This is a genomic window from Bdellovibrio sp. HCB117 (assembly GCF_047305915.1).
Taxonomy (GTDB): Bacteria; Bdellovibrionota; Bdellovibrionia; order Bdellovibrionales; family Bdellovibrionaceae; genus Bdellovibrio; species Bdellovibrio bacteriovorus_B.
Window position 1 is genome coordinate 1,595,172 of record NZ_CP178622.1, and the last position, 17,003, is coordinate 1,612,174.

General features: G+C 44.4%; 18 protein-coding genes and 1 tRNA gene. 13 read left to right on the plus strand and 6 right to left on the minus strand.

Annotated features, from left to right (window positions below):
• The first annotated feature begins 16 nt into the window (after positions 1-16).
• Positions 17-1,273, plus strand: a complete 1,257-nt coding sequence (locus ACLWBD_RS07620; RefSeq protein WP_063209701.1) for an MFS transporter — start codon at positions 17-19, stop codon at positions 1,271-1,273.
• Here the strand turns inward: ACLWBD_RS07620 and tsaA are convergent.
• Genes tsaA through ACLWBD_RS07640 form a run of 4 tightly spaced genes read right to left on the minus strand, consistent with a single transcriptional unit; the run spans position 1,242 to position 5,627 of the window.
• Positions 1,242-2,021 carry a tRNA (N6-threonylcarbamoyladenosine(37)-N6)-methyltransferase TrmO gene (gene tsaA, locus ACLWBD_RS07625; RefSeq protein ID WP_413570419.1) on the minus strand — a complete coding sequence of 260 codons (780 nt, stop codon included), beginning with the start codon at positions 2,019-2,021 and terminating at the stop codon, positions 1,242-1,244. The genes ACLWBD_RS07620 and tsaA overlap by 32 nt on opposite strands.
• Positions 2,006-2,785, minus strand: a complete 780-nt coding sequence (locus ACLWBD_RS07630) for an RNA methyltransferase (RefSeq protein ID WP_413570420.1) — start codon at positions 2,783-2,785, stop codon at positions 2,006-2,008. The genes tsaA and ACLWBD_RS07630 overlap by 16 nt, the downstream gene beginning before the upstream one ends.
• A complete protein-coding gene (metG, locus tag ACLWBD_RS07635; RefSeq protein ID WP_413570728.1) occupies positions 2,785-4,863 on the minus strand; it encodes a methionine--tRNA ligase in 2,079 nt (692 codons plus the stop codon). Before metG ends, ACLWBD_RS07630 begins: the two co-directional genes overlap by 1 nt.
• Positions 4,863-5,627: a carbonic anhydrase gene (locus ACLWBD_RS07640; RefSeq protein ID WP_413570422.1), complete on the minus strand. Its 765-nt coding sequence runs from the start codon at positions 5,625-5,627 to the stop codon at positions 4,863-4,865. The genes metG and ACLWBD_RS07640 overlap by 1 nt, the downstream gene beginning before the upstream one ends.
• Before the next feature lie 120 nt (positions 5,628-5,747).
• Here ACLWBD_RS07640 and ACLWBD_RS07645 point away from each other — a divergent pair, with 120 nt between their 5' ends.
• Positions 5,748-6,722: an aminotransferase class IV gene (locus ACLWBD_RS07645; protein ID WP_413570424.1), complete on the plus strand. Its 975-nt coding sequence runs from the start codon at positions 5,748-5,750 to the stop codon at positions 6,720-6,722.
• On the opposite strand, the gene ACLWBD_RS07650 is transcribed toward ACLWBD_RS07645, so the two are convergent.
• Both ACLWBD_RS07650 and ACLWBD_RS07655 read right to left on the minus strand, forming a co-directional pair.
• Positions 6,719-7,762 carry a rod shape-determining protein gene (locus tag ACLWBD_RS07650; protein ID WP_063209710.1) on the minus strand — a complete coding sequence of 348 codons (1,044 nt, stop codon included), beginning with the start codon at positions 7,760-7,762 and terminating at the stop codon, positions 6,719-6,721. The two genes, ACLWBD_RS07645 and ACLWBD_RS07650, sit on opposite strands and share 4 nt — an antisense overlap.
• A gap of 2 nt (positions 7,763-7,764) precedes the next feature.
• A complete protein-coding gene (locus ACLWBD_RS07655) occupies positions 7,765-8,424 on the minus strand; it encodes a hypothetical protein (protein WP_253720933.1) in 660 nt (219 codons plus the stop codon).
• A gap of 46 nt (positions 8,425-8,470) precedes the next feature.
• Between ACLWBD_RS07655 and ACLWBD_RS07660 the strand changes: the two genes are divergently transcribed.
• The 11 genes from ACLWBD_RS07660 to ACLWBD_RS07710 all read left to right on the plus strand — a co-directional run bounded on the left by ACLWBD_RS07660 (position 8,471) and on the right by ACLWBD_RS07710 (position 16,979).
• A complete protein-coding gene (locus tag ACLWBD_RS07660) occupies positions 8,471-9,238 on the plus strand; it encodes a glycosyltransferase family 2 protein (protein ID WP_413570426.1) in 768 nt (255 codons plus the stop codon).
• Complete coding sequence (locus ACLWBD_RS07665) at positions 9,213-10,184, plus strand: hypothetical protein (protein WP_413570428.1); 972 nt, start codon at positions 9,213-9,215, stop codon at positions 10,182-10,184. The genes ACLWBD_RS07660 and ACLWBD_RS07665 overlap by 26 nt, the downstream gene beginning before the upstream one ends.
• Positions 10,185-10,267: 83 nt before the next feature.
• A tRNA-His gene (locus ACLWBD_RS07670) sits at positions 10,268-10,343 on the plus strand.
• 335 nt (positions 10,344-10,678) lie between these two features.
• A complete protein-coding gene (locus tag ACLWBD_RS07675) occupies positions 10,679-10,975 on the plus strand; it encodes a helix-turn-helix domain-containing protein (RefSeq protein ID WP_413570429.1) in 297 nt (98 codons plus the stop codon).
• The gene (locus ACLWBD_RS07680) at positions 10,972-11,868 is read left to right on the plus strand and encodes a hypothetical protein (protein WP_413570431.1); all 897 of its coding nucleotides are present in this window, start codon (positions 10,972-10,974) and stop codon (positions 11,866-11,868) included. Before ACLWBD_RS07675 ends, ACLWBD_RS07680 begins: the two co-directional genes overlap by 4 nt.
• A gap of 53 nt (positions 11,869-11,921) precedes the next feature.
• Entirely contained in the window at positions 11,922-12,818 is an 897-nt protein-coding gene (locus ACLWBD_RS07685; protein ID WP_413570432.1) for an ion channel, read from the plus strand.
• A gap of 158 nt (positions 12,819-12,976) precedes the next feature.
• Entirely contained in the window at positions 12,977-13,669 is a 693-nt protein-coding gene (locus ACLWBD_RS07690; RefSeq protein ID WP_413570434.1) for a hypothetical protein, read from the plus strand.
• Positions 13,670-13,785: 116 nt separating this feature from the next.
• Positions 13,786-13,971, plus strand: coding sequence for a helix-turn-helix transcriptional regulator (locus ACLWBD_RS07695; RefSeq protein ID WP_413570435.1), 186 nt, complete (start codon positions 13,786-13,788; stop codon positions 13,969-13,971).
• 129 nt (positions 13,972-14,100) lie between these two features.
• On the plus strand, positions 14,101-14,775 hold the full coding sequence (locus tag ACLWBD_RS07700) for a DUF559 domain-containing protein (RefSeq protein WP_413570437.1): 675 nt from the start codon (positions 14,101-14,103) through the stop codon (positions 14,773-14,775).
• Entirely contained in the window at positions 14,772-16,097 is a 1,326-nt protein-coding gene (locus ACLWBD_RS07705; protein WP_413570438.1) for a tyrosine-type recombinase/integrase, read from the plus strand. Before ACLWBD_RS07700 ends, ACLWBD_RS07705 begins: the two co-directional genes overlap by 4 nt.
• Before the next feature lie 60 nt (positions 16,098-16,157).
• Positions 16,158-16,979 carry a hypothetical protein gene (locus ACLWBD_RS07710; RefSeq protein ID WP_413570439.1) on the plus strand — a complete coding sequence of 274 codons (822 nt, stop codon included), beginning with the start codon at positions 16,158-16,160 and terminating at the stop codon, positions 16,977-16,979.
• Positions 16,980-17,003: the final 24 nt, after the last annotated feature.

Sequence of the window (17,003 nt, forward strand, 5' to 3'; positions counted from 1 at the left end):
AATTTAGTAAGTCTTCATGAGAGAAAAAAGTCTTCGTCTAAGTTTGATTGATGCTTTCCTATGTTCTCTCATGGTTGGAGCCGGCGAAACCTATTTGCCGGCTTATTCATTATCTATCGGCATGGGCGAAGTCTTCGCCGGTATTCTTGCCAGTCTTCCTATTGTCAGCGGTGCGATCTTGCAACTTATTACTCCGCGTGGTTTGCAAAGAGTGCAGTCGCATAAGCACTGGGTGGTGGCATCTAGCGTGATGCAAGCTTTGACGTTTATCCCGTTGATTTATTTTTCGGCGACGCGGGCTCCAAACTTCTGGACACTTTTTATCATCCTGACACTTTACTGGGGTTCAGGTTTTTCTTCCGGTCTTGCTTGGAACTACTGGATGGGACGCTTAGTGCAAGTCGATGAAGGAAATGCCTTCTTCGCAAAACGCGCTCGCATCTCTCAGCTCGGAATCTTGTTAGGTCTAATTGGGGGAGGTTTGGCTCTGAACTACAATGTTGAGCTTGGGCCGTTCTCTTCTGTATTTACATTGTTGTTTTTATTCGCGGCGACTTGTCGCTTGATGTCTTCCGCGATTCTTTCTTCACAGTGGTTTGATCCCGAGTGGAGAAGTGAACCACGTTTAGGCTTTCGTGCCTCTTGGAATGTCTTTTGGGCTAATACACAAAAAAGGCAGTTTTTCTTTTACTTAGTTCCGTTTCAAGCGGCCGTCTTTGTTTCTTCTCCGTTTGTTACGCCTTATATGCTGGCGCAAGTAAAGATGGATTATGGTCAATACATGGTGGCCATTGCACTTTTGTTCGTTGGTAAAATCATCGCTTTAAGTGCTATCGAAAAATTCAGAGGCAAAACTTCCGGATTTAATTTATTGTTATTCGGAGCCGGCGCCATCGTGCCATTGCCGGCGATGTGGGCTCTGAGTAATGGAGCAGGGTTTATTTACTTCTTACAACTTATCAGCGGTTTTGCCTGGGCGTTTGTTGAAGTGGGTCTTTCATTGATCTTCTTTAAAGACCTCAAGCAGGAAGAAAAAGTTCCAGTTCTGACGGTTTATAATCTTTTAAACTCTGTCGCGATCATTTTGGGAACTTACATGGGCGGCAAAGTCCTTTGGTTTTTAGGTGAAAAAGTAACAAGTTATTACGCCGTCTTTATCTTAGGCTCTGTTAGCAGAGGCTTGGGTTTCTTGCCTCTTTATCTGCTTCTGAAAAATCAAGTTTTCGGTCAAACTTCTGCTGCTACTGACGAGCAGACGGAAAAAGCTTCTTAAATTCTTTGTGAATCGATTTATCGTGATAAGTATCTTCGCTCGCCGCGAGGTCACTTTCGCTATATCCCGAAAAAATTTTAAAGACTTCAACCGTATGATCTTGAAGGGTGAAAGCCGCGCGCCAAGTGCGATATGCAATCACGAAATGACCTTCAGATGCTTTCACGCGTTTTTTCTTAGAGTTTATCGGTTCAAATTCCAGTTGGTGCAGAATAAAGCCACGCAGCTGTTCGACACCGGCATTATCAAGCCACTCCAGTTGTTCTAAAGCCTCTCCCGTAAATGAAACAGTGTATTGGCTAGCATCCGCTAGCCAGGCGGGCTCAACGCCAGGAAAGGAATCTGCGTAAGCCACGTAAGGTTTGATGTCTAAGACCGGCGTGCCGTCTAAGATATCAGCAGCTTCGACGAAGATTTTTAGCTTTTCAATGCGTTTAATCCTCACGCAACTCATCCCAATTCCGTTCGGGCGGTAAGGAGAGCGAGTGGCAAAAACACCGATCTTAGTAGTTCTTCCACGCGGAGGAAGGACCATCGGATTCCAATGATTATTATGATGAAAGTGAAAAAGCACCCAAATGTGAGAACAACCTTCAAGACCGATCAAAGCCTGTTCAAAGTTTTCGCCGGAAGATAGTTCAATCACGCCTTCAGAGTGAAACTCGTCAGTCTGTCTGCCAGCTTCATAAGGCTCTTTTTGTGAACTATGAAAGACGCCAATAGGGGTGATCGTTATTTGCTCCGCCATTGCCTCATCCATTCAAAACCAGCAATAGCCGCAGTGACGCCGACATTCAGAGAGTTCTTTCTTCCGCGCAAAGGAATGATGCGAACTTCATCAATCACTTTTAAAATTTCTGGATCTAAACCAAAACGTTCGTTTCCTAAAACAAAGGCTGTCGGTTCGGCTTCGAAACTTTCAAAAAGATCAACGGCACTTGCTGCAGTCTCTAGAGCGACGATGCGATAACCTTCGTCTTTGAGCTCTTCAAGGCATTCCAAAAGTTTTGGCGATTCTTCCCAAGCTAAATACTCTTGAGTTCCCATGGCGGTTTTTTCAACCTTCCACTGCTTTGGATTCGGCGTATAGCCACAAAGATAAATCTTCTGCGCCCCTAGGCACTCGGCCGTTCTAAAAATAGAACCCACGTTAAAAGCAGAACGGATATTATCTAAAACAAAAACCAGGGGGAGAGGTTCTGATGTGCTTTCCGACTTGTCGTTTTCAAGGACTAAGAAATCATCATCTTGTAAATTCTTATGCAGCAGGCGTTCAAAAGGAATAATGTAAGAAACGAAATGCTTTAAAGTCATTTCATCCACCAGATGCTTTTGTAAATCCGCTAAGCGAGAAACATCTGGATTTTCCGAAAACTTAAGCTCCGAAATTTTATTTTTAAGTTCCGCTAAAGTCGTGGGATCAAAAGAAAAATCCCCCGAGGATTTTTCCAACGCTAGAAACAGTCGATGGATTTCTTCGAGGGATTTTTTATCTTGAGCGGAAAGTGCCATTATTTAACTCGTTGGCCGACTTGCGCGCCGTCATCAGCAGCTAGAACGAATAAATCGCTACCACCGCTTCCTGCCGCAAGCACCATGCCTTCAGACATACCGAACTTCATCTTGCGCGGTTTTAAGTTCACGCAAACCAGAATCTTGCGACCTAGAAGTTGTTCAGGTTTGTAAGCGGACTTAATACCCGCGATGATCTGACGAACCTGACCGCCACCAATGTCCACCTTCAAACGAAGAAGCTTGTCGGCTTCTTTGATTTCTTCGGCTTCGATCACTTGGCCGATACGAAGATCTACTTTTTCAAAATCAGCAAATTCGATTTCTGCAGGGCGATCGCCATTGCGATCTTCCGTCTTCGCAGCCGGAGCTGCCTTCGGAGCTGTTGAAGTCGCTTTCTTCGCTGCTTGAATCTCTTCGTTGATCTTACGACTTTCTTCCACCATGGCTTTGACTTTATCTGCTTCCACACGAGTCGCTAAGTGCTCATAGTCCGCGATAGGGCGATTCGTAAGAATCGTGTTGATGTCAGACCACTTGTAGTTCGTTTCACCCAAAAGCTTTTCCACTTTTTCCGTGTAGTACGGAAGAACCGGTTTTAGGTAAATCGCAAGAAGGCGGAACACGTTCAAAGTCGTTGTGATGACTTGTTTTGTTTCAACAGGGTTCGCATCCAAAGTTTTCCATGGAGCTTTTTCATCGAAATACTTATTCGCATCATCCGCCAAAGAACGGATTTCATTTAATGCCTTCGCAAAATCGCGCGCTTCGTAATGAGCCGCAATCGCGTCCGCCTTTTTCTGAGCATGCGCGATCAAGTTTGCACCTTCCGCATCCGGAGTGCTCATCACGCCGTCCATTTTCTTTTTCAGCATTTGACCACCGCGAGAACCCAAGTTTGTGATTTTACCCACAAGCTCTGAATTCACGCGATTGACGAACTCTTCTAGGTTCAAGTCGATATCATCCACGGAACTATTTAGTTTCGTCGAATAGTAATAACGAAGATATTCAGGGTTTAAATGATTCAAGTAAGTGCGAGCAGCAATGAAGGTGCCTTTAGATTTAGACATCTTTTCGCCATTCACCATCAAATGACCGTGAACAAAAACCTGATCCGGAGATCTAAAGCCTGCTGACTTTAAGAAAGCGGGCCAGAAGATCGTGTGGAAGCGAGCAATGTCTTTACCGATGAAGTGATACACTTCACGGCTTGGATCATCCCAGACGTCTTTTAATGACATATTGTTTTTCTTCGCCCATTGCTCGGTCGTGGACATATAGCCCATTGGAGCATCAACCCACACATAGAAGAATTTTTTATTGTCGGTGCCTGGAATCGCAAAGCCGAAGTAAGGCTCATCACGAGAAATATCTAGATCTAAAAGATCTTCATTAAACCACTCCAGCATCTTTTTAGAAATTTCTGGAGAGCAGTGTTTAGGGATCCACTCTTCAAGGTATTTTTTAAAGTCATTCAGTTTAAAGAAAATACTTTCACTGTCTTTCAGAACCGGAGTTGTTCCGCAAAGAGAGCAGTGAACCTCTTTCATATCGCTTGGAGAGTAAGTCGAACCGCACACATCACAAGAATCACCATACTGTTCTTTAGCGCCACATTTAGGACATGTGCCCTTCACGAAGCGATCGGGAAGGAACATTTTGTCGTGGTTGCAATAAAGCTGCTGGATCAATTGCTTGCGGGTATGACCGCCTTCCACCATTTTGTGATAGAAGTATTCGCACAGATTTTTATTCTCGACAGAGTTCGTTGAACCGTACAAAGAAAACTTCACTTGGAAGTCAGCGAAGTCTTTTGTGTGTTCGTCATAACTTTTTGCAATCAAAGCTTCGGGAGTGATGCCCAACTCGCGGGCCTTCACCATGATCGGAGTTCCGTGAGTATCGTCAGCGCAGATGTAAACGCACTGATTGCCGCGCATTTCTTGAAAGCGTGCCCAGAAGTCAGCTTGAAGATACTCCACCAAGTGACCAAGGTGAATGTATCCATTTGCGTAGGGAAGAGCACAAGTTATGAGGATTTTACGGTTTTGGTTCATCGAATGCCTTTCAGGAATTAGCGCCAGTCCACGATTCCAGAATCAAGGTGGTAAATGGCCTGAACAACTTTTACCTCACCCGACGCAATGCCGTCACGCAGAAGTGCAGAGCGTTCAGCAAGTTCTTGAGTCACAGTTTGTAGTCCGCTGGAAGTTCTGCCGGTACCACAGGACTCATGTCCCATCACAACAACAAGATTCGATCCTAATTCGCCCACGGCGTATTCGGTGCTCGTTACTACATCGGCGGCAGCAGAAAGGTCGACCGTGCGAATAACGAAGATCTCGCCTAATTTTTGGTCAAAAATGACTTCGGGCGGAACGCGAGAATCACTGCAAGTTAGAACTACAGCGTGCGGTTTCTGTCCCGCGACCAAACGCATGCGGTCTTTTGCCGAAGCGCCGTCAGCGCGGAATTTGCCTTTAATGAAGCGAGTGTTTCCGTTTTTAAGCCAACCTAAAGATTTTTCTGCCGCCACGGGGCCCGCAGCCCGTGCCGATGGTTCTTTACCGTGATTTGTAGAGATATGTTGAGCAGCAGCTGCTACAGCGTCTTTCATTTCTTCCGCTTGAGCTTGTGCGGCTTCCATTTCCTGATCATTCGGGCTTACTTTAGTGATCTCTTTAGGATCGCTTGAAGTGGCTTCTGCCGGAGCTTCTTTTTGTCCACCTTGCTGATCTTTAAGAACTACTTTTGGTTCTTGCTGTGGAGCTCTGCGCATCATTGAAGAGCAACCGGTCATGGTAAGTAAAATGACACCTGTAGTGAAAGCTTTTAGCATTTTGTCCTCCGTCATGCTTTCCTTATTCTCAGGACCTCCATCGAGAGACGTCAATTTAAAAACAAAAAAACTTTTACCCTTAAAAAAGGAGCTGTCAGAATGTTTGCTGAGGAGACTATCATGTCCGTTGCAGTTCTTTCCCCCTCTGAAATTCAATCCAAACTTCAAGAGCGTGCTTACGCCGCACAAAAAACTTACTTAGCCATGTACAGCACTTGGTTGGGCGGCATTACGAAAGAGCCGGGGTTGATGACGGTCCCTATCGACGATCATTTGGTGCATCGTGGGGATGGGGTGTTTGAAGCGATCAAGGTCGTTGATGGTAAAGCCTTTCTTCTGCAAGAGCACTTAGAGCGTTTAGAGCTTTCTGCGGGTAAAATCGGTTTAAAACTTCCGATGCCCCTTGATGAAATGCGTGAAGTGATCTTTAGAACCGTTCAAGTCGCGAGTACAAGAAACGCTGTCTTGCGTCTTTATATCTCGCGCGGTCCGGGCGGATTTACGACGAACCCTTATGAGTGTTTGGCGTCGCAGATGTATTTGGTTGTTACAGCTTACACTCCGTATTCTGAAGAAAGATATATCAACGGAGTGAAAGTGGGGCGCAGTCAAATTCCTCCGAAAGACCCTTGGTTTGCGACGATTAAAACTTGCAACTATTTACAAAACGTTTTGATGAAAAAAGAAAGTGTCGATCGTAAACTTGATTTTACAATCGGCGTAGATCCTCAAGGGTACCTAACGGAAAGCTCGACGGAAAATATCGTGATGATTGATAAAAATCGCACATTGGTTCGTCCAAAGCTCCGTCAAATTTTAAAAGGCACAACGATGATGCGCAGTTTTGAACTCGCAGAATCGCTTTTAGCGGCGGGCGCCTTAATAGGCATTCAGGAAAAAGATTTAACCGAGATGGATCTTTACGAAGCTCAAGAAGTGATGATGATTGGAACGACGTTAGATGTTTTGCCAGTCACAGAATACGAAGGAAAGAAAATCGGGACGGGAAAGCAAGGACCGGTTTCAGCACAGCTCTTACAGCTTTTGCGTGAGGATATGAAAAAGGGGCCGAAAGCGACCCCTGTTCCAGTTTAAACTTCCAATTGAATTTTATCTAAGAGCTCAGGGTCACTCAAGACAGCTTCGCCTCCGCGGGCGATGGCTGTCAGAGGGCTTTCAGCGATTCTTACCGGTAAACGCACTTCATTTTGAATGCGCAAATCGAAATCGCGAATCAAAGCTCCACCACCAGCTAACACAACACCTCTTTCGATAATGTCTGAGACAAGTTCTGGGGGAGTGTGTTCTAAAGCGCGGTGAATGGCATTGATAACTTCTTGAACCGAGTTATTCATTGCAAGTCCTACGTCTTCAGAGCTGACTTCCATGGTTTTATTCATTCCCGTATCAGCATCACGACCTGTGATTGTCGCCGTTTTGATATCTTTTTTCGGAACAGCTGTGCCGATAGAGACTTTCAAATACTCAGCCGTAGTTTCAGAAATAATAAGCTTTTTGTATTTACGGAAGTAATCAATGATCGAGTCATCGATTTTATGTCCACCCACGCGAGCAGCTTCACAGTAAACGATATCAGCTAGAGCAATAACGGCAACTTCCGTTGTGCCACCACCGATATCGATAATCATATTGCCTTCAGCAGACTTGATATTAAGACCTGAACCAATGGCTGCGGCCATCGGCTCATCAATCAAGAAAACTTCTTTTGCGCCAGCCGCTTTACAAGATTGAATAACGGCTTTTTTCTCTACTTCCGTCACGCCGTAAGGCAAGGACACGACAACTCTTGGACGAGAAAATGCAGATTTCACTCCCGGAGCTGAAAGAAAGTGTCTTAGCATCACTTCGGTTGTTTCAAAGTCCGCAATCACGCCATCACGAATCGGCTTTTGCGGAAAGATGCTGCCAGGGTTATTTGCCAATTTTTCTTTGGCATCTGTTCCAACCGCGATCACTCTTTTTTTGCCAGGACTTGTTTGTTGGTACGCGATCAAAGAAGGCTCATTTAAAATGATGCCTTTGCCACGGCCTGCGATCAAAGTGTTCGCAGTGCCGAGGTCGACGTACAAATCAGCGGCTGTTCCAGCTTCATCCCTAAATAACCAAGACAACATATTTATTTACCGAATCCTTTGTGGCTCTCAAATGGGAATGTAGCAAAAATCGAGATGTAAGAATAAGACTTATTCAACTCAAGACCCAACTCCGCCCCTAAAGTCACTTGATTCCAATCGACGTAATGAAATTCTGTGCCGATTGCCAAGTTGGACGCTACGTAGTTTTCTTCTTTTGTGTTAAGGAACGTGAAGGGGATAGAGAAGTAGGGAACAGACATTCCGTACTCAGTATCAAACTTTTTGCTCAGCATGGGTGCCAGTTGCAGTTGAATTAAGTTTTCGTCTTCATCTCTGGCAATACCCGCACCGAAACGAAGCCCCATCGCCGGTTGATTGTCGACGTCAGGAATCGGGATCCACTTTGCACTTGCAAACGCGTTGAAGTCCACAGCACCTGCGCCCATCGAAATACGACCGCTCATGGATTCATTGATAGCAGTGTCGAAGAAGACGTTGAAGTTTGCTCCGTTACCTTTGTTCGTTAGAAGTTGAGGTTCAACTCCCACTTGATATTTTCCTGGAGCCAGCAATTCTCCGGATTCAGCGATGCTCAAGTAGGCATGCGCTGAGGAACTTAAAAACAGACCTAAAACGAAGTATTTAGCAAATTTCATGAAATTAAAGCCTTTCAAAACATCCGATCTAAAAATGGTAGCCATTCGCGAATCGTTTGACAAGACCTTGATCCAAAGAGACCTTTAAGAAGTGACGAAACTTCCCATATCTCTAGTGATCATTACCTTAAATGAAGAGGCGCATATCGAGCGCTGCATTCGCTCCGTTCCCTTTGCCGACGATGTTGTCGTGGTTGATAGCTTTTCGACGGATCGCACGGTAGAAATCGCCGAACGCTGTGGAGCCCGCGTGTTCCAGGAAAAGTGGAAGGGTTTTGGCCCGCAAAAAGCCTTCGCGACGGCTCAAGCTAAAAACCCGTGGGTGTTGGCGTTAGATGCAGATGAAGCTTTAAGTCCCGAGCTTGCCGCAGAGATTTATGGTCGTTTTTCAGAATTAAATTCCGAAGCGGGCTATCTTTTCCCGCGCAAGTCTTACCACTTGGGGCGCTGGATTTCTCACGGTGGTTGGTATCCTGACTATCAACTTCGTCTGTTTAATAAATCCATTTCTCAGTGGGATTCCGCGGACGTACACGAAAAAGTGCAAGTAAAGTTAAAGTTAAAAATGAAGCGCGATCTGCTTCATTGGGTCTTCGATGGAATCAGTGATCAGGTTCTTACGAACGACCGCTACTCCACGTTGGGGGCGAAAGAACTTGCGGCGGCAGGAAAGAAGTTTTCTTACTTAAAGATGATCTTTAAGCCTTGGGGGAAGTTCGTAGAGACTTACTTTGTGAAAGCCGGTTTTCTAGATGGGCTCCCAGGTTTTATCATCGCTGTCGGCGCCTCTTACTCGTTGTTTTTAAAATTCGCCAAACTCTGGGAGATGGAACGTGCTCAGAAAAAGTCTTCTCAATAAATCTCTTCTTGGTCTCGTCTTTTTAGTTTTTGCGGAGGCCGCTTTGGCGGTCGCCCCGAAGTATCCCGCGATCCGTGAGGTTTACGGGCAGGTTTGGCTGACGGGGAAAGACGGCAAAAGAGCTTTGGTAAAAGGTCGTCAGGTTCTTCGAGAAAAAGCTCTTCTAGAAACCTCTTTATCTGGCCGAGTTAAAGTAGAACTTGATGAAAAGCGCAACTTCATCTTGCTGGGCTCAGGCGAAGTTTTAATGCCGGTGATTAGTTGGGAATCGGGGGAAGCTCCCGTCGTGATTCTTAAAAGCGGCGATCTTCATTGGAATCAAAAAGAAAAAGGCGCTTACAATATTGCTTTGCGTTCGGACCTTTTTGAGTTCTTGGCGATCCCGGGCGATTATGTTCTGTCCATCTATCCGCAAAAGGCCTTCACCGGTGTGAAGATGTTTGAAGGGACCATGGAGTTTTCAGCCCTCAACGGTGAAGAGTCCGTCACCGTTAAAAAAGGACAGCAAGCGGGCTTTCAAGGTGTTATTGAAAACGGCGAGATCTCTTACGACGTTCTTCTTAAAGGTAAGAAAATTCCCAAAGGTCGTCTGCTCGCTGTGACTCCCATTGATGCGGGGGAATTGAATAAAGCTGCCGCCGATGAGAAAAAACGTCTTGATGGAATCGCGAAATTAAAAGCGCAAGAACAAGCTCGGTTAGCGAAATTGAAGCGCGAAGGTGTGATCTGCAGTCAGCCTGCAGGCAAATTCAATGAGTGCGTTTGGACGTGCGTGAACAATCCTAAGAAGGAAAAAAAGAACTGCCTGGTTCAAAACGAGGGGACTTCCTGTATCCGCCGCCGTTGTAACGCCAACGGGGATTGGTCCGAAGAAACCACTTTGGATGCTGAAAAAGCCAGCATAGTTTGTAAGGCGCAACCGGTCGTAGCTACTTGTGATTATTAAGTTTTTCTGATTTTTTCAGTGGCGGGTAAATTTCCTGCTTGCCATTTCCACGACAAAATCCTATAAAGGTTCTTCCTTTTGTGGTGGGTATAGCTCAGTTGGTAGAGCATCGGATTGTGATTCCGAGTGTCGCGGGTTCAAGCCCCGTTACTCACCCCAATTTTCTTCTCTTTTTATCCCTGAATAATCTAAGTATCCGAAATCGTTAACGAGTCTCGTTGCGCGTTTAATTTCGTTTAAAAATTCGTGCAACACAAAACAACACAATGAAACACAGTGCTTGGTGCAACTAAGGTACAACTTTGGGTGTAACCAGGTGTAACTAATTTAACCCGGAAGGCTGGGGCTTAATTCATCCAACTTTTTTGAGTCGTCCCTAAACGCGGACTCGGCAGGGCTTTGGCCCTCCGTTTTCGTCATGTTTTGGGGACTTCGATCCCTGTTTAGGGATTGCTGTCAAAGAACCTCTTTTTTTATTTCAGAATGAGGTTTGGATGAAGTTAAACAAAACTCTCACATCACTTTGTAAATCAAAGGGGATGACTCTAGCCGAGTTATCTCGTCGCACGGGTATTCCCAAACAGACTTTGCATAATTGGACGATCGGACGTCGTTCGATCAATCCCGATCAACTTAAAAAAGTGTCGCAAGTGCTCGAAGTCTCCGTTCATTATTTGTTGTACGGGGAGAATGATCCGTTTGAAGCGCCTTCTGAGGTTATCTTGCGCGAGGTCTTTTCTGGTGATGTGCGTGTGACTTTGCATCGTATTGAACGAAAGGGCCGAGGATGAAGCATTGGATTTTCCCATTGGTTTTTGGATTTGCATTTACGTCTCATGCGGAACTAACGAATGATCAACGTGTTGAGAAGCTTCAGAAGGGCGTTGAGCAAGGCAATGTCGAATGGGTGCGTGAAGCCTTTGCTGGTTTGAAAGATCCTTTTAAAAAGGCTCGTGGGCTTTTTGGTGGTGATTCGGGAGTGTTTGCTGAATATAGCGGTGAATACTTTTTGGATAAGACTTTTATCGCTCGTCCTTGCAAAGACGAAATCGCGCTGATCCTTCTTCAGAATGGCGCCGTTATGCAGACTTATGAGTTGTTCAAGAAGGCGTCTGAAGGTGGTTGTCCTAAATCCATTCAATATCTCATCGACACAAAAGACTCTGCTTTGACCGCTCAAGGTGCGATGGACTTCTTCAAATTCTATGGGAAGAAAGTTGGACAAGTCATTCGTGATAAAGAACAGGGAATCGTGGGGGCTGAAGACGCTTTGGATGCGTGGGACCCGATTCAGATGTCGTTTGAGAAGTTTGTGATGGAAAAGTGTCCAGATCGCACGAAGACATCCAAAGAGTGCTTGGCGAGAGCTGCGTTCGATGAGACGGCTTCTAACGTGTCTGCGCGGGCTGAGGCTGCGAAGAAGAATATGGTGAAGCAAGAAGCTGAAGATAAGTATTTGAACTCACCTGAGGGCATTGCTGCGCAAATTTGTGAGATTGATGCACGTATTGCTGAAGCAAAAGCAGAGGTGCAAAGACAGCGTGCGGTAGGAAAGGTTGCTGGGGCTGTGAGTTTAGCAGCGCTTCATTGGGCTGGTGAGAAAATAGTGGATTTAACACAGGCTAGAAAAACCTTGGAATCTGACTTCGTGAAGAAAACAGGAAAAAGTCCAAAGTGCCGATAATTTAGTACGTTTTGAACTGGATTTGTGGGGCCTACTGCGTTAATCCAAGCGCTATGAGAACTTTTAAGATTTTAGGTTTTATGCTCATTCCAGTTGCCGTTTGTATTGGATTCGCTGGAGTTTTCTATGCTCATCGTGGGGACTTCTCACTAAGTGATGTTAATAAGCCGCAAAATTTAGATCGTTTTTTAGCGAGATACTTTAGCGAAGTGTGCTCTAAGGCTGTTCAACCAGACGGTCACTATGTTGAGACAATTCGACGGGGGTGTTCGTATCACTATGTGTTCCCGGCTTTGGTGGATAATTTTAATGTGATGGTTTTTCCCGATAATCCAGGAAATGAGTATCGCTTTTCCTTTCAGTCTTATTTTGATGGGGTTCTAAAAATTAAATATTTTGTCGGTCCTCTTTTTCCGAAAAATATGTATGACGAATATCAGGAGCATGGCCTGATTAGTATGGACCTTTCTCGTTTTGAAAAACCTGGAGATGACATTTTGATTCAGTTCACTCCCCACGTTCCGTTTAATGGCTATTTGGTAAAAGCTCTTGTAGAGCAGCCACCATTCGATGAGATGGTAAAGAAAAAAGTTAACGGATGGGGGACGATTCTAGGTCTTGGATTGCTTAGTTTAGGATCGCAAGATCCCAATAAAGGCAACCCTTCGATGACGGTTGGAAGAGAACAGGCTTACTTTATAACATCGTCTTCAAAGAGCTCTTATGAGGCTATACGCGACTATTTTGAAAAGGGATCCATGGAGTATTTTGGATTCTTCGATTTTGTTTATTTTAGTGCAGCAGTTTTGACCTCATCAGCGTTGGGAGACATGGTTCCAATGACTTTAACCATGAAAATGGCGGTATCTCTTGAAAGCTTGTTAGGGATTATGTGGCTTGGTATCGCTGCCGGGTGGGCATTTGAGCTATGGAGAGAATATAGCAAGTAGTTTGGGCGCTGCATTCTTGACCTCGATCAGACGGTTTTGTGTTTTTGGAGCGGTGCATTCTTGATGTCGATCCATGCTTTTTTTGCACTTATTCCTGATGAATAATGGCTCTGAATTCTTCTAGCTGATAAAGACTTCCCTAATTGGGAGTCTGATCTATGAAGCGACCTTATTCCGACAAAATGAATAACATTGCCGACTATTTTGATCGGTATATTCAAACGTACGCAAATAAGTACGGTTTCGACTATTCAGAAATTCAAAAGAAAATGGGTATAACGGAGAGTCTTCCTTTGGGAGTGGCTGTTGATCAATACGCCGAAGAGAATATTTTCGATTTAATACCTAAAGATATCCCGAAAGCAGAGAGGAATAAGCTCGATTTTCTTCTTGGTATTCGAGGTGGAATAGATTCTTTGCACTTCAAAACATTCGATATCCCTCAGATATTGGAAGTTACGGAACTCCTTATCGAAGCACTCGTAAGTCTTCATCATACTCCACCATCGACGAAGGCCCATCATGCTTCACCGAGATTAGGCAAAAAGAATACGGCGACACAGTTTATGCGAAACTTAGCTATTCTATATTTTAAAACTCGTCCTGACTCAGAAAATAGGGACTTATATAGAATCATGACAACCGAAAGTCTGTTTGAAGATCTTCAGCGTGAGTTTAATGAAGGTACTATCGAGCTTGAGATTGATTGGGATAAGAGTTCTTCTGAGATACTTTTCTATCGAGATTCAAAGGGATCAACAGGCGCCTTTGAAGAGCGAAACTTAAAGAACATCATCTCCAAGGCGAGAACAGATTCTGCCTGGTATAAATTCGAAGATGAAATGCCTTAGAGGTTAAACTCTGAACGCAAGGCATCTCACATAATCAAAATCGTGAGACAATAGATATTTTCTTTAATCCTCCTTTTGGCTAATAAAATGGCCACGACGTACAGAAAGGAGGATAAATGATCAAAACAGATGAAAAGCTACTAACGGAAGCTGAAGTGTCGAGAATCTTGGGTATCAAGCAACGCACTCTCCAACAATGGAGACTGACCGAGCGCGGACCTAAATTTTTGAAGTTATCGGCTCGTGTAGTTCGATATCGTTTAAGTGATGTTCAAAATTGGATTTCCGAAGCTCAGCTATAATTGAAGCTGGAAAAAGCATCGTGAGATAATTCTTTAAAATCAAAAAATAAAACCAAACAAATACCAAGGCTTAGGCGTCGCAAACCTTTTAAGCCAATGGTTTCGTATGGTCCAAACACTGGAGTTAGTATGAGTAACTTAATGATTGAAGTTAAACAAGAGGAAAGCGCGAGAGCTAGATATACGCGCCGTATGAAGCAACTAAAGTATGAGTATGGATTGATGAAGTTAAACGATTGGGAAGCTTTAGGCAGGCTCTATCGTCGTATAAAAGATCGGAAGGGACTGTCTTGGCAGTATGAGGATCTTTGTACACGACTCAATCGAAGTCGGTCAGCAGAATTCTGTCGAACTCCGGCTGAAGATAAGTTTATCGCCCGCTTTAAGGGTAATTGGAAAATTCAGCTTTATCCTCAAGCGTGGATTGGAAATTTATGCGTAGATCTCTTTACTCCTGCCTTGGGGCGCAGACCTCCGGATTACCGAAGAGGGTTTCTCGAAAAGGGCGTGGCCATTGAGATTGATGGAGCAATTCATAACTCTGAATTAAAAATGAAGAAAGATGCGCATAAAGAGAAAAGTCTTTCTGATCTGAATATTCAATTATGGCGATTTACAAATGAGCAGGTTTTTAGAAATGTTGGCTTGCCGAAAAAGCATGACCTTTCTGAAGACTTTGGGCGTCTATCCACTCAGGAAAGAAAAAGGCTATGGGGAAAGATCCAATTAATGACGCTGCTTTATCACGAGTCTCTGAATGTTATCGCGCGATACTTTCCAGGTGTTGTATTGGGGGCAGTATGAAATTCAACGGTAGGGGCTTCGATGGGCGTCTGGCTGGGCAGGGTTGGATGAAGACAGATCAAGTGGCCATCTACTTGGGCACATCGCCTAACAACATTCGTAATATGGTGTATCGGCTCAAGTTATTTCCAAAGAAGTTTATGGGGCGTTGGTACTTCAATCGTGAAGAGATCGATCAGCTTATTATGGCGGGGGGGATAGCAATGGGAGTTCGATATTCTGAAGAAGGCCAAAAGCCTGGATATTTTATAACCTGTGTTGCAAAAAGCATGATTCGTCCGGAAGTTGTCATCCGAAAGCAGCGATATTTGGGGCGCGTTTCTGAGAGGGACGCGCAGCTTGAGTATAGACAGCTGTATGGCGAGGTTAGGAGGGCTCTCCTTATGCGTGAGCGCGGGGAGGTGTCTTGGGGGCATATTCTTGAATCGTGGTGCCATGACGTTGTTATGGCGTCCCCGAGGGATACTTTCTCAAAGCAAGATACTTATCAAGCTTTGAGGCTGCATACGAAAAATTGGTTCAATGTGCCGGTCGATAAGATCACAACGCTGTCTTTTCAAATGGTGATTAATGAAATGGAAAAGGTCGGTTTATCCAGAGGTCGGATTCGCGCAGTGAAGTGCGCGGTCAACGTGGTCTTCGAGTGGGCTATTTTGAATAAACTGATTCCCCCATCAACACTTTGTCCGACAAAGGGGGCTCGTTTGCCGAAAGCAGTAAAAAAAGAAAAACCTGTGCTGAACAGTAAAGAGATCGAATATCTTCTTGCGAAAGCTTTGGAAGATAAGCATCAGTATTTTCCTATTTGGGCAGTTGCTTTTGAGACGGGGTGTAGAGCTGGTGAACTTTGGGCGCTTAGGTGGAGCGATGTGGACTTTGATCAAAGTAAAATTACGATTTCAAAGTCCCACAACTTTCGAGCGGGCATCGTTAAGCCTCCCAAAAATAATAAAACAAGAGTTGTGCCGGTAAGCAGGGAATTTAAGACATTCTTGGCATATCTTAAAGAAACTACTGGAGCATCTGGATATGTCCTACCTAGAGTTTCATCTTTGAAGAACGGAAAAGCTGCGATGATTTTGAGGCATTTCTGTCGCGAGATCGGAGTACCCGAAATTCCGTTTCACGGGACGCGCGCGTGCTTTGCTACTTTATGTTTGAATAGAGGGGTGCCGTTAACGAAGTTGATGGCTGTAGGGGGCTGGGACCGCCTTAGTAGTGTTCAGCACTATACCAGATTGGTAGGAACAGAGATTGAAGGTGTGACAGATAGCTTTAAAATTCTTCCAACGATGGGGAGTATGAAAAATGAAACTCAGTAACATAATATACAACAAATAATGTAAAGCATTTTCTGTTTTTTCCGATTAAAGCATATGCATTTGAAATTGAAAGAAACTCCGAACGGCCCAATTACACTGCAAGCGATGATCGATGTTAACTCGGCTTTTAATTCTATTTTGAAAGAGTCATACAGGCGGCTATCGAGAAAAGAAGAGGGAGCTAGAACTCCGGAATTTAAAATATATGTGAATGAGGTTAAGGAAGGTTCGATAATTGAGTTGTTATCTTTGGATATTGTTGATCTTCCTAAAATTGCTGGACAAACAGCCTTTGCATTCACTCATTTCAATCCGGAAGATGTTTTCAAAGTGGCGCAAAATAGCATACAGTTTCTAATAGATCTGGCTAAGGCTCGTAAATCTGGGAAGGAGATTAGTGTGCACGTTGAAGAGGGATCTCTGGCGTTTGTTAATATCGGAAACGGAACGATGAAAGTCGGAGATGTTGTTTTTGAAACTGCACGAAGTATTACACCCGCTGCGAAAATGCTTTCCAGGCCTGTGCGTTCTGGTCATTTGGAGTATGTTCAAATGGGTTCCGAAGATATGACGATATCGGTAAACGCTTCCAATGCTGATAGCTTCTCTGACGTTATTGAAGTCGAGGAGGTTGCTAAAGAGATAATTGGCAACATTATCGGTTTCAATAAAAATACAAGGATGGGAACTGTGAAGTTTATCGAAAACCTTACAGAACGAACTCTGAAGTTCGAATTAACTACCAAGAGTTTTCTAATCGACACTATCGAGTTTATGAAGCACAAACAGTGCAGACTTTTGTGTCATGAGGAATATATTCCAGGACCGGATGGGCAGAAAACTGTCGTAGGACTTCAAGTATTCAAAGTTAAAGAAATATAGGATCTTGTGTAGAGTTTTTTTGGC